This window comes from Peptacetobacter hiranonis (assembly GCF_008151785.1).
GTDB lineage: Bacteria > Bacillota > Clostridia > Peptostreptococcales > Peptostreptococcaceae > Peptacetobacter > Peptacetobacter hiranonis.
Genome location: NZ_CP036523.1, coordinates 866,053 through 879,013 on the forward strand (window position 1 = coordinate 866,053; position 12,961 = coordinate 879,013).

Annotated in this window: 10 protein-coding genes; 9 read left to right on the top strand and 1 reads right to left on the bottom strand. The window is 31.6% G+C overall.

What is annotated here, in order from left to right:
• Positions 1–202: 202 nt before the first annotated feature.
• Entirely contained in the window at positions 203–1,300 is a 1,098-nt protein-coding gene (ychF, locus tag KGNDJEFE_RS04080; protein WP_006439960.1) for a redox-regulated ATPase YchF, read from the bottom strand.
• Between the two features lie 345 nt (positions 1,301–1,645).
• Between ychF and KGNDJEFE_RS04085 the strand changes: the two genes are divergently transcribed.
• The 9 genes from KGNDJEFE_RS04085 to murG all read left to right on the top strand — a co-directional run bounded on the left by KGNDJEFE_RS04085 (position 1,646) and on the right by murG (position 12,765).
• Positions 1,646–2,968, top strand: coding sequence for an IS3 family transposase (locus KGNDJEFE_RS04085; RefSeq protein ID WP_148881763.1), 1,323 nt, complete (start codon positions 1,646–1,648; stop codon positions 2,966–2,968).
• Between the two features lie 41 nt (positions 2,969–3,009).
• Positions 3,010–4,242, top strand: coding sequence for an EF-P 5-aminopentanol modification-associated protein YfmF (yfmF, locus tag KGNDJEFE_RS04090; protein WP_148881798.1), 1,233 nt, complete (start codon positions 3,010–3,012; stop codon positions 4,240–4,242).
• Between the two features lie 10 nt (positions 4,243–4,252).
• Positions 4,253–5,554 (top strand): EF-P 5-aminopentanol modification-associated protein YfmH, encoded by a 1,302-nt coding sequence (gene yfmH / locus KGNDJEFE_RS04095; RefSeq protein WP_040410397.1) that lies wholly within the window; start codon positions 4,253–4,255, stop codon positions 5,552–5,554.
• Positions 5,555–5,633: 79 nt separating this feature from the next.
• Complete coding sequence (lgt, locus tag KGNDJEFE_RS04100) at positions 5,634–6,377, top strand: prolipoprotein diacylglyceryl transferase (protein WP_006439963.1); 744 nt, start codon at positions 5,634–5,636, stop codon at positions 6,375–6,377.
• A 59-nt stretch (positions 6,378–6,436) separates the two neighbouring features.
• Entirely contained in the window at positions 6,437–7,372 is a 936-nt protein-coding gene (gene rsmH, locus KGNDJEFE_RS04105; protein WP_006439964.1) for a 16S rRNA (cytosine(1402)-N(4))-methyltransferase RsmH, read from the top strand.
• A gap of 242 nt (positions 7,373–7,614) precedes the next feature.
• Positions 7,615–9,000, top strand: coding sequence for a UDP-N-acetylmuramoyl-tripeptide--D-alanyl-D-alanine ligase (locus KGNDJEFE_RS04110; protein ID WP_006439965.1), 1,386 nt, complete (start codon positions 7,615–7,617; stop codon positions 8,998–9,000).
• A gap of 91 nt (positions 9,001–9,091) precedes the next feature.
• A complete protein-coding gene (mraY, locus tag KGNDJEFE_RS04115; protein ID WP_006439966.1) occupies positions 9,092–10,054 on the top strand; it encodes a phospho-N-acetylmuramoyl-pentapeptide-transferase in 963 nt (320 codons plus the stop codon).
• 19 nt (positions 10,055–10,073) lie between these two features.
• A complete protein-coding gene (murD, locus tag KGNDJEFE_RS04120) occupies positions 10,074–11,426 on the top strand; it encodes a UDP-N-acetylmuramoyl-L-alanine--D-glutamate ligase (RefSeq protein WP_040410398.1) in 1,353 nt (450 codons plus the stop codon).
• 238 nt (positions 11,427–11,664) lie between these two features.
• On the top strand, positions 11,665–12,765 hold the full coding sequence (gene murG / locus KGNDJEFE_RS04125) for an undecaprenyldiphospho-muramoylpentapeptide beta-N-acetylglucosaminyltransferase (protein WP_006439968.1): 1,101 nt from the start codon (positions 11,665–11,667) through the stop codon (positions 12,763–12,765).
• Positions 12,766–12,961 lie beyond the last annotated feature (196 nt).

The window sequence follows — 12,961 nt, forward strand, 5'->3', positions numbered from 1 at the left end:
ATAAGTTTTCTCAACTTTATTTTAGCAAGTGCTATGTTTTGAGGACTATAACAAATTAAATCGCAGTGACTATCTGCAGACGCTTTCGTCATTGCTTCGAACGGAGTTCGAGCTAGACGAAGAAAGCGTCGAAGCCAGGAACGCGATTAATTGTTATTGGACTCAAAACTACTTGATAAAATAAATTGACGAAAACTTCATATTATACGTTAAATTTGAATAATATTACATCTCCATCTTTAACTACGTATTCTTTTCCTTCAAGTCTTACAGCACCTTTTTCTTTAGCTGCAGTCATGTTTCCATACTGTATTAAGTCTTCGTAAGCTATTGTTTCAGCTTTTATGAATCCTCTTTCTATATCAGAGTGGATTTTTCCGCCAGCCTGAGGAGCTTTTGTTCCATTTTTTATAGTCCAAGCTCTAACTTCCATTTCACCAGCAGTTAGGAATGATATTAATCCTAATAAGTGGTAAGAAGCTCTTATAAGCTTGTCAAGACCTGACTGTTCAAGTCCTAAAGTTTCAAGGAATTCTTTCTTTTCTTCATCAGTTTCAAGTTCAGATATTTCAGCTTCTATCTGAGCACATACAACAACTGTATCAGAACCTTCTGTTTCAGCGAATTCTCTAACTTTTGCAACCATTGCATTAGTAGCACCGTCATCTGCTAAATCATCTTCACAAACATTAGCTACATATATAACTGGTTTAGAAGTAAGTAAGTTTAATGATTTAACGAAAGCTGCAGTATCTTCGTCAAATTCCATAGTTCTTATACATTTATTGTCTTCTAAAGTAGCCATTAAGCTGTTTAATATATCAACTTCTCCCTGAAGAGTTTTATCAGCTTTTAAAGCTTTAGTAGTTTTAACTAATCTTCTTTCAAGAACTTCTATATCAGAGAATATTAACTCTAAGTTTATAGTTTCTATATCTCTTAATGGGTCTACAGAACCGTCAACGTGAACAACGTTAGGGTCTTCAAAACATCTAACAACGTGAACTATAGCGTCAACTTCTCTTATGTTAGATAAGAATTTGTTTCCTAAACCTTCACCTTTTGAAGCTCCTTTAACTAGTCCAGCTATATCGCAGAATTCTATAGCAGTCTGAACTATTTTTTTAGAGTTGTAAAGCTCTTTTAATTTGTCTAATCTTGGATCTGGTACAGATACAACACCTATATTAGGGTCTATTGTACAGAATGGGTAGTTTGCTGACTCAGCCCCTGCCTGAGTTATAGCATTAAATAGTGTACTTTTACCAACGTTTGGTAAACCAACTATACCTAATTTCATAATTAATCGTCCTCTCTTTATTGTATTTTTAGCTAAATGTAAACATCACTTAATACATTCAGCGTTATTATCTATTGACACATAGATTAATTATACAACAGAATAACTATCAATGTAAAATATATTTTGTGTAAACCAAAAGATTTTATTATATATATTTCCAATTAAAAAGGTTATAATATTATAATAGGAAATTTTTGAAAGAGGAGGAAGAAAATGGAATCTATAATAAAAAAAGAAATAGCCAAAGGAATAAAATGGAACCTATAGAATGGACACTTGTAAAAAGGTGTTTCATCTATAGGTTCTTTTTTTGTATAATTTTAATATAGAGGTGAGTAATTTATGAGTAAAAAACAATTTAGTAAAGAAGAAACATTAGAGCTATCAAAAAATCCATTTGTAAAGAATGTAAGCTGTAAATCAATAACATATACAAATGAATTTAAAATACATTTCATAACAGAATACAATAAGGGAAAAAATCCAACACAGATATTTAAAGAAGCAGGTTTTGACACTAACATCATAGGTGCAAAACGTATTAAATGCGCTAGCGAGCGATGGAGAAAGTCATATAAAGAAAATGGTATTTTGGGACTAGATGATTCTAGAGTTAATAATTCTGGAAGACCAAGAAAAAGAAAATTAACAGATAAAGAGATAATAGATAAGAAGGATGCTGAAATAGCATATCTTAAAGCAGAGCTAGAACTAGTAAAAAAGCTAGACTTCGAAGAAAGGCAGGTGATGAATAATAAGCTACCTTCGGTGAAAATATTCAAATTAATTAATGATGTAATAAATAAATATTGTTTAAAAAAAATGATAAAACATCTATGTATTGTTGCAGGAGTATCTAGATCTGGATTTTATAACTATTTAAAAAACAAGAATGTAATAAGCAAACAAGAAGAAAAGGATTTAGAAGCAAAAGAAATAATTCTTAAAGCATATAAGTTCAGAGGATACAAAAAAGGTTCTCGTTCAATAAAAATGATTTTAAAAAGTAAATTTAATATAATATTTAACAGAAAAAAAATTCAAAGAATAATGAAAAAATATGGAATTAAATGTCCTATTCGCGAGTCAAATCCAGCTAAACGTATGGGAAAAGCAAGAAAAGAACATCACACAGTTCCTAATAAATTGAATAGAGAATTTAAACAAGGTATACCAGGAAAAGTACTTTTAACTGATATTACGTATATGCCGTACGGCAATGGGAAAACAGCATATTTATCAACTGTAAAAGATTCTTCTACGAATGAAATTTTATCGTATCATTTATCGAAGAATTTAAAAATGGATATTGTTATTTCAACTATTAACAATCTCATGTTATCAAATTCAGACAAATTACATAAAGATGCATTTATTCATTCTGATCAAGGAGTTCATTATACAAGTACTATTTTTCAGAACTTGTTAAAAAAATATAATTTAGGTCAATCTATGTCTAGAAAAGGTAATTGTTGGGACAATGCTCCGCAGGAGTCATTCTTTGGTCATATGAAAGATGAAATAGATTATAAAAGTTGCAATACATTTGAAGAGTTAAAAAGTTTAATAGATGATTATATGGATTATTATAATAATGATCGTTGTCAGTGGAATTTAAAACAGCTGACTCCTATTCAATATAGAAGTCAGCTGCTTGCTGCTTAAGACTTTTTTATATATGTCCTTGACATAGGGACCATTTTAGAATGGGGCTTACTCTTATAAAAACTGAAAAATTCAAATCAAATCTGATTAGCATAAATATACAGAGAATGTTAGATAAAAACGAGGCAGCAAAAAACTCACTATTACCTCAGGTTCTTGCGAGTGGATGCGAAAAATATCCTTCAATGAAGGAATTATCTGATAGACTTGACGACCTTTATGGTGCTGCTTTAGCTGCGGATACTTCAAAACGTGGAGAAAGACAGATAATATCTTTTAAAGTTTTAAATACTAATGACAAATATATAGATGAAAAAATATTTGGAGATATAATCGAGCTTTTAAACGATTTAATAACAAAACCTCTTGTAATAGACGGCGGATTTAAAAAAGAATACGTTGAAATAGAAAAAGAAAACCTAAAAAATAAGGTTTTATCTATTATAAATGATAAAAGATCTTATGCGCACAAGAGATGTATAGAAATAATGTGTGAAGGAGAAAAATTTAGCATACCATCTGCTGGTACAATAGAGGAGATAGACGCTATAACTCCTGACTCTCTTTACGAACACTATAAAAAAATAATAAAAAATTCAAGAATAGATATAATAGTAGAAGGAGATTTTGATTGTGAAGAAATCGAAAATACTATAAAGAGCCATTTCTCAATAGAAAGAGGAGAAATACAGCATGTAGTTAGAGAAGAGTTTGCTAAAGAAGTAAAAGAAGTTAAAAAAGTAGACGAAGCTATGGACATAAAACAGGGTAAACTTGTTATGGGATTTAGAGCAAATACAGACTACAAAGATGCTAAAAAATACTATGCTTTAGTTACTGGAGTTGGTGTTTTAGGTGGAGGACCTCACTCAAAACTATTCAACAATGTTAGAGAAAAAGAAAGTCTTTGCTACTACATATTCGCAAATGTAGATAAATACAAATCTATAATGATGATTTCTTCAGGTATAGAAGTACAGAACAGAGAAAAAACAGAAAGACTTATAATGGAAAATCTTGATGCTGTAAGAAATGGGGAAATAACAGAATTAGAGTTAGTTAATACTAAAAAATCTCTAATAAACGGACTTAGATCTTCATGTGATGGACTAGGTGGAATGTCAGAATTCGTATTTTCACAGGAATTAGGACGGACAGATTACACAGTAGAAGAGATAATAGATTATGTTGAAAATATAACTGTTGAAGATATAGTTGACGCTATGAAGGATATACAGGAAGATACAGTATACTTCCTTACAAATGAAAAATAAGGAGGATATTATGGAAAAGATAGTAAACGATATAATAAAAGAAGAATTATACTTTGAAACATTAGAAAATGGATTAAGAGTTTATTTTATGCCTAAAAAAGGCTTTGTAAAGAAATACGCAATACTAGCAACTGACTTCGGCTCAAATGACTTAGAATTTGTTCCTAAGGGTGAGAGTGATAAAATTAGAGTCCACGAAGGTATAGCTCATTTCTTAGAGCATAAGATGTTTGAGCAGCCAGATGGGGGAAATGCTTTTGATTTATTCTCTAAATACGGAGCTAGTGCAAATGCATTTACAAACTTCAATATGACAGCGTATTTATTCTCAGCTACAGAAAACTTCAATGAGTGTTTAACACATTTAATCGACTATGTTCAGACACCATACTACACAGAAGAAAATGTTGAGAAAGAAAAGGGAATAATTGCTCAGGAAATAAAAATGTACGACGATGACCCAAGCTGGCAGGTATATTTCAATGCATTAAAGGCAATGTATCAGAAACATAATGTTAGAATAGACATAGCTGGAGATGTTGATAGCATATACAAAATAACTCCAGATGAGCTTTATAAATGCTACAACACATTCTACAATCCATCAAATATGATACTATTTGTAATTGGGGATTTAGATGAAAATGAAGTTATGGATGTAATCAAAAAAGCAAACCACTCTGATATAGAAAAAATAGAAGGAAAAATTCAGAGATTCCCAAATGAAGAGCCTAAAGAAATTGCTCAGAAGGAAATAGTTGAAAAATATCAGGTATCAATGCCTATGTTTAACATAGCGTACAAAGACGAGGACGTTAATTTAAGAGGAAAAGAACTTCTTAAAAAGGAAGTAGTCAGCGATATTCTTTGCGATATGATATTTAAAACAGGTAGCGAATTAAATGAGGATATGTATATGAAGGGAATGGTAAACGATAGCTTCTACGGTGGATTCTATTCAGAAGTTGAGTATGCGTTTACATTGATTTCTGGTGAAGGAAAAGATCCTCATAAGGTAAAAGATACTATAACTGAATATCTAGAAAGATATAAAAAAGAAGGACTTTCAAGAGTTGGATTTGAAAGAGCTAAGAAGAAAAAAATAGGAGAGTTCTTAAAATATATGGATTCTATGGAATTTATAGCTAACAACTTTATATCTTACGCATTTAAAGATGTAAATATATTAGACTACTTAGAAGTTTTAAAAGAAGTAGAATTTGAAGATGTTGAAAACAGACTAAGAACTCACTTCAAAGAAGAAAACTGTGTAATATCAATAATTGAGCCTTTAGAAACAGAAGAAAATTAATTGCTAAAAAAGAATTAGCATTAAATAAAAAATAAAATAAAATTTTAAAGAGAAAAAAAGAATTAAACAGGGGGAAAATATGGACAGAGTAGCATTTACTATTTTTGGAATAGATGTGATGTGGTACGGGGTACTTATTGCAACTGGGATGCTTATAGGAATTGCATTAGCTATTAGAGAAGCTAAAAGAGTTGGAATATCTGAAGATGATGTTTTAAACATAGCAATTATAGCAATTCCAGTGGCGATAATATGTGCTAGATTGTACTATGTAATATTTAGTTGGGATTATTATTCACAAAATCCAGGTGAGATTTTTAATATAAGAGGTGGAGGACTTGCAATCCATGGAGGTCTTATAGGAGGAATTCTTACAGGATTTATATATGCAAAGGTAAAGAAATTAGACTTCTTCAAAACAGCAGATGCAGTTATGGTTGGTATGCCACTTGCACAGGCTATAGGAAGATGGGGAAACTTTATAAATGGTGAAGCTCATGGAGGACCAACATCACTTCCTTGGGGAATTATGGTAGATGGAGTTAAAGTTCATCCAACATTTTTATATGAGTCAATTTGGGACTTTGGAATATTCCTATTCATAATGTTCTATATGAGAAAGAAAAAGACTTATGAAGGAGAAGTTATTGTTTCTTACATAACTTTATACTCAATAGGTAGATTTTTCATAGAAGGACTTAGAACAGATAGTTTAATGTTTGGGCCTATAAGAATGGCTCAGTTTGTAAGTTTAGTAGGTGTTGTAGGTGGTTTAATACTTCATTTCTACTTAAAAAATAGAGCTAAGAAAAAAGCAGCTTAATCTGTAATTAGATAAGCCATAATATAGAAGAAAAATAATACAAAAAAAAGGAGAAAACAATGGAATTTAATCATGTATCGGTACTTCTTAATGAGTGCATAGATAATCTGAATATAAAGCCAGATGGTGTTTATGTCGATTGTACTATGGGTGGTGCTGGACATTCTAAAGAAATAGTCAAAAGACTTTCTAGTGATGGACTATTTATAGGATTTGACCAGGATAAAAATGCCATAGCAACTGCAAAAGAAAGATTAGCAGAATATAGCGACAGAGTAAAATTTGTACACAGTAACTTTGAAAATATAAAAGAAGAGCTTGAAAAAATAGGTGTACACAAAATAGATGGTGTGCTTGCAGATTTAGGTGTTTCTTCTCATCAGTTAGATGAGGCAGATAGAGGATTCTCTTATATGCAAGATGCTCCACTTGATATGAGAATGGACGTTAGAAAAGATTTTTCTGCGTACAATGTTGTAAATGAGTACACAGAAGAAGAATTAGCAAAGATAATAAAAGACTACGGTGAAGATAACTGGGCTAAAAGAATTGCTAAGTTTATCGTTGAAGGAAGAGCAGAAAAACCAATAGAAACTACTGGAGAGCTAGTAGATATAATCAAAAAAGCTATTCCTAAAAAGGCGAGAATAGATGGGCCACATCCAGCAAAGAGAACATTCCAGGCTATAAGAATAGAAGTAAACAACGAGCTTGGAGTAATAACAAAAATGATAGATGATGCTTGCTCAATAATGAATCCAGGCGGAAGAATTTGTATAATAACATTCCACTCATTAGAGGATAGAATAGTTAAAAACGAATTTAAATATCTTTCATTAGATTGTGTTTGCCCACCAGAGATGCCTTTCTGCCAGTGCGATAAAGTTTCTGAGGTTAAAGTTATAACAAGAAAGCCTATCCTTCCAAGTGCAGAAGAGATAGAAATGAACCCAAGATCGAGAAGTGCTAAGCTTAGAGTTGCTGAAAAGAAGTAATTTTTGTCAAAAGTATTAAATCAGATGTGAATATCATATGAATATGTAACAGTTTGATTACATCTGACTATAAATCACTTCAAAAAAATTTGATTTTGGTATATAATTATAAATGCTAAAATTTATCGGGGCAATGTGTGGACATCTATACATTGCCTTTATTGATAGAAAAAATATTAACTAGAGCATAAAATTTTTTTGCTCAAAACCGACTTGTTGTCGGAAGGTTAGGAGGAAGTAAAATGGAGAGGCTGACAGTAAAAGAGATTGTCGAAGCATCTAAAGGAAATTTAAAAAATGGGGAAGGCAGCGAATCTGTAAAAGCTATCGTAATAGACAGTAGACTTGCTAAGGAAGATACAGCATTTGTAGCTATAGTCGGTGAAAACAACGACGCTCATAAATATATCGGTTCTGCTTATGACTTAGGATGCAGAGTATTTATTGTTAATAAAGGAAAAGATATCGATATAAAATCAGATATGAATATAATAGAAGTCGATGATACTTCAAAAGCACTTGGAGATATCGGTCACTATTATAAAAAGAAATTTGATATACTGTTTATAGGAATAACTGGTAGTGTTGGGAAAACGACTACTAGAGATATGGTGTATGCAGCACTTTCTTCAGAAAGAGCTACTTTAAAGAATGAAAAGAACTTCAACAACCATTTTGGAGTTCCACTAACATTATTCAATCTAGATAGTAGTTATGAATGTGCTGTTATAGAAATGGGTATGTCAGGATTTGGAGAAATCGAGTACCTTGCAAATATGGTAAATCCAAAGGTTGCAGTTATATCTAATATAGGACTTTCACATGTTGAAAACCTTGGATCTCAGGAAGGTATTTTCAAAGCTAAAATGGAAATAACTACTGGATTTGTAAAAGGAAATACTCTTGTTGTAAATGGGGACGACAAATTCCTATCTACTTTAAGAGATGCGGAAAGAGATTACGACCTTATAACATTTGGATTTGAAAAAAATAATGATATATACTGTGTAGCCTATGATATGACAGAAGATAGCATAGAATTTGAATGTTCTGTTATGGGAAATATAGAAAAAATATTTATACCAACTGTAGGAAAACACAATATCTACAATGCAATGGCTGCAATAGCTGTTGGTACAGTAGAAGGAATATCTATGGAAGGAATTAAAAGAGGTCTTTCTAATTTTGAAGCTACAGGAATGAGACAGGATATAAGAAAAATAGGTGAGTACACTGTTATAAATGATACTTACAATGCAAGTCCTGACTCAATGGAGGCATCTCTTAGCATACTTGGAAGATATGAGGGCAGAAGAATAGCAGTTCTTGGAGATATGCTTGAAATGGGAGATTTAGCTGAATTTGGACATAGAAGAGTAGGAAAAGCCTGTGTAGATAATTCAGACGTTATAATAACTGTTGGAGAAAGTGCGGTATTTATAAATAAAGAAGCAGAGGAAAATGGATTTGATGTGAAAAATTCATACCACTTCGATAATTTAGAAGATGCTAAAAAACTTTTAGGAGAAATAATGCAGAGTGGAGATACAATGCTATTTAAAGCTTCTAGAGGGATGAAATTTGAAAAATTCGTTGAGTATGTAAAGGAAGTTTCTGAAATCAATTAAACTAAAAGAAGACATTTTCTATTTACAAGAAAAAAAGAAGGTATATAATAGATAAAGTAAGATTTAAGAAACAATAGGAGGAAATTTTAATATGGATATTAAAAATCTAACTATTACGATGCTTATGGCATTTATAATAGTTGTAATAATTGGGCCAATATTTTTACCTATGCTTCATAGATTAAAATTTGGTCAGACAGTAAGGGACGACGGTCCTCAGACTCACCTTGCTAAAAACGGTACACCTACAATGGGTGGAATTATGTTTATGATAGCAATAACAATAACAGTTCTATTTAGAGCTAAGTTAGACTCTGATATATTTGTAGGGCTTGTTTGTATGTTAGGGTTTGGATTAGTTGGGTTCCTTGATGACTTTATAATAATAAAGATGAGAAGATCACTAGGATTAAAACCATGGCAGAAGATAGCTATGCAGTTTGTTATATCTGGATATGTAGCATTCTATCAGTATACATCTTCTCCAGCGGCATCAAAAATAATGATACCATTTACAGATAAATTCTTAGATTTAGGTATTTTATACGTTCCAATAATGATGTTCATAATAATAGGAACAGTTAATGCAGTAAACTTAACTGATGGTCTTGATGGACTAGCTTCAGGAATAACAGCAGTAGTGTCTACTTTCTTCGTAGCATTTGCTTTATTTGTAGCTAAAGATGCAGGAGTTGCGACATTTGCTGCAGCTACAGTAGGTGGATGTATAGGATTCTTAGTATTTAACGTAAATCCAGCTAAGGTATTTATGGGGGATACGGGTTCTATGGCATTAGGTGGAGCTGTTGTAGCATTTGCAGTTCTTACAAACTCAGTTCTTTTAATACCTATAGTAGGAGGTATATACTTTGCTGAGGCACTATCAGTTATAATACAGGTTACATATTTCAAAAAGACTGGAAAAAGAATATTTAAAATGGCACCTCTTCACCACCACTTTGAACAGTGTGGATGGCCTGAAACAAAGGTTGTATTTATATTCTGGATAGTAGCAATTATACTTGCTTGGATAGGAGTAGTAGCAGGATTCTAAAAATTTGGAGGAAGAAGAAATGGAATTAAAAGGAAAAAAAGTTCTACTTGTCGGTCTTGCAAAGACAGGAATATCAACAATAAAATGTCTTGCAAAATACGGAGCAGACATAACAGTTAATGATATAAAGACAGAGGATCAGCTTGAAGAAATAATAGCAGAGATAAAAGATATCGACGGTATAAAATATATTTTAGGACATCATCCTGAAGATATAGCAGACATAGATATGGTTGTTGTTTCGCCGGGAGTTCCTTTAGACCTTCCATTTATCAAAAAAGTAATAGAAGAAAATAAAGAATTAATAGGTGAGGTAGAATTAGCCTATGAATTAGCCAATAAACCATATTTTGTAGGAATAACTGGTACAAATGGTAAGACTACAACTACTAGCCTAACAGGAGAAATATTTGAAAAAGCAGGAAAAGAAACTTATGTTGTCGGAAATATAGGTAACCCTGTAATAGACGCTGTACAGGCTGCAAATGAAGGGGCTAGCTTTGTTACAGAGCTTAGTAGTTTCCAGCTTGAAAGTATAAAAGATTTTAAACCAAGTGTGAGTGCTGTTCTTAATATAACTGAAGACCACATGAACAGACATCATACTATGGAAAATTATATAGATGCTAAAGCTAGAGTATTTATGAACCAGGATAAAAATGACTTCTGTGTTTTAAATTACGACGATGAATTAACAAGAGCTTTAGCAGAAAAATGTAATGCAAATGTAGTATTTTTCTCTAGATTAGAAAAACTAGAAAAAGGTATCTACGTTGAAAATGGAGATATCATAATAGATATAGATGAAAAAATTAATTTAATGAAGGTTTGCGAGCTTTCTTTACCAGGAGGACATAACCTTGAAAACTGTATGGCAGCAGCTGCAATGGCTTATGTATCAGGAATAGATATAGAAGTTATAAGAGAAGTTTTAAAAACTTTCAAAGCTGTTGAGCACAGACTTGAATTTGTAAAAGAAGTAGAAGGAGTTAAATATGTAAACGACTCTAAGGGAACAAACCCAGATTCTACAATAAAAGCAGTTCAGGCATATGAAAATCCAATAATACTTATAGCAGGTGGATACGATAAGGGAAGTACATACGATGAACTTCTTGAAATAGCAAAGAAAAATGTTAAAACATTAGTTTTACTTGGACAGACTGCAGATAAAATCGAGGAAGCAGCTAGAAGAATAGGATTTACAGATATACACAGAGTAGAGGATATGAAAGAAGCAGTTAAAACTTGCCACGATATAGCAAAAGAAGGAGATATAGTTTTACTTTCTCCAGCATGTGCTAGTTGGGGTATGTACAAAAACTTTGAAGTAAGAGGAAAAGATTTCAAAGATAATGTAAATAATTTATAAAATTTTAAAATTGATATAAAGGCTGTGCTGTAAAATTTTACTCGGCACAGCTATTTTTTTGCTTGAAATTAAGATAAATAATTAAAATTATAAAAAATGTAATATAAAATTTATAATAAAAGGAACTAATCTATTAAAGAGGAGTTCAAAAAAATTGTCAATCTGATATAATATTATAAGTGGAATATGAATTAACCATTGCTGAGTTATATAAATTGAAAAAAATAGGAGACAAGAAATGAGAGTAATATTATCAGGCGGAGGAACTGGAGGACATGTTTATCCAGCAATAGCCATAGCTAATGAAATAAAAAGTAATAATCCAGATGCAGAGATTCTTTTCGTCGGAACACGGAGCGGAATAGAATCTGAGATAGTACCGAAGTATGGATATAGATTAGAAACGGTTACTGTTCAGGGATTTAAGAGAAAAGTAGATTTAGAAAATGTAAAGAGAGTGTTTAAACTTATGAAAGGTCTTCATCAGACTAAGAAAATAGTTAAAACATTTAAACCAGATGTTGTAATTGGTACAGGTGGATATGTAAGTGGTCCTGTACTATTTAACGCGTCTATGAAAAAAATACCTTGTGTAGTTCACGAGCAGAATTCATTCCCAGGTGTTACAAATAAAATACTATCAAAAACAGTTACAAAGGTACTTACTAGTTTTGAGGATTCTCATGCAAGATTCCCAGAAGCTAGTCAGCACAAACTAAAATTCGTTGGAAACCCAGTAAGACAGGAAATTTTAGATGCCGATAAAACTGAAGCCAGAAAAAAACTTGGAATAGACCCAGATAAAAAATTAGTACTATGCTACGGTGGTAGTGGTGGATCTAGTACTATAAATAAAGCGATGAAAAAAGTTATAAAACATATGGTTAAAGAAGATGTTGCTTTTATATTTGCTACAGGTAAGAGATTCTATGATAGTTTTATGGAAGAAATAAAAGATATAAAATTAAATAAAGACCAGAGAGTAATGCCTTATTTAGAAGATATGGCAAATGGTCTAGCTGCAAGTGATATAGTTATAGGTAGTGCAGGTGCTATTTCTTTAGCTGAGATAACAGCTCTTGGAAAACCATCTATAATAATACCAAAAGCGTATACTGCAGAAAATCATCAGGAATACAATGCAAAAAGTATAGAAGCAAAAGGAGCAGGTATAGCTATATTAGAAAAAGAGCTTACTCCAGAAAGATTGGATAAAGCAGTGTTCAAAATGCTAGGAGATGAAGCACTATTATCAGATATGGCAGCTGCTAGTAAAAAGGCAGGTAAACCAGAAGCGATAAAATTAATTTATGACGAAATTGAGGAATTAGTTAAATAAAATATAAAAAAATTGATTTTAAAATAACTGTAATATTAAATTAATGAGCTAAATGTTTATATTTATTAAAAATTTTGCATATTTATCCTTGAATTGACAAAATTGACTTGCAATAAGTATATGTTTAGAAGTAAAATGGTATTATAGCTATTAATGTAAATATAATGGAAATTTATAGTCATGCAGATTATAAGTA

Excerpts from the sequence above, each read along its gene's own strand:
- murD (WP_040410398.1), top strand. The coding sequence starts at position 10,074 with ATGGAATTAAAAGGAAAAAAAGTTCTACTTGTCGGTCTTGCAAAGACA.
- KGNDJEFE_RS04085 (WP_148881763.1), top strand. The coding sequence starts at position 1,646 with ATGAGTAAAAAACAATTTAGTAAAGAAGAAACATTAGAGCTATCAAAA.
- KGNDJEFE_RS04110 (WP_006439965.1), top strand. The coding sequence starts at position 7,615 with ATGGAGAGGCTGACAGTAAAAGAGATTGTCGAAGCATCTAAAGGAAAT.
- mraY (WP_006439966.1), top strand. The coding sequence starts at position 9,092 with ATGGATATTAAAAATCTAACTATTACGATGCTTATGGCATTTATAATA.
- yfmH (WP_040410397.1), top strand. The coding sequence starts at position 4,253 with ATGGAAAAGATAGTAAACGATATAATAAAAGAAGAATTATACTTTGAA.
- rsmH (WP_006439964.1), top strand. The coding sequence starts at position 6,437 with ATGGAATTTAATCATGTATCGGTACTTCTTAATGAGTGCATAGATAAT.
- yfmF (WP_148881798.1), top strand. The coding sequence starts at position 3,010 with ATGGGGCTTACTCTTATAAAAACTGAAAAATTCAAATCAAATCTGATT.
- lgt (WP_006439963.1), top strand. The coding sequence starts at position 5,634 with ATGGACAGAGTAGCATTTACTATTTTTGGAATAGATGTGATGTGGTAC.
- ychF (WP_006439960.1), bottom strand. The coding sequence starts at position 1,300 with ATGAAATTAGGTATAGTTGGTTTACCAAACGTTGGTAAAAGTACACTA.
- murG (WP_006439968.1), top strand. The coding sequence starts at position 11,665 with ATGAGAGTAATATTATCAGGCGGAGGAACTGGAGGACATGTTTATCCA.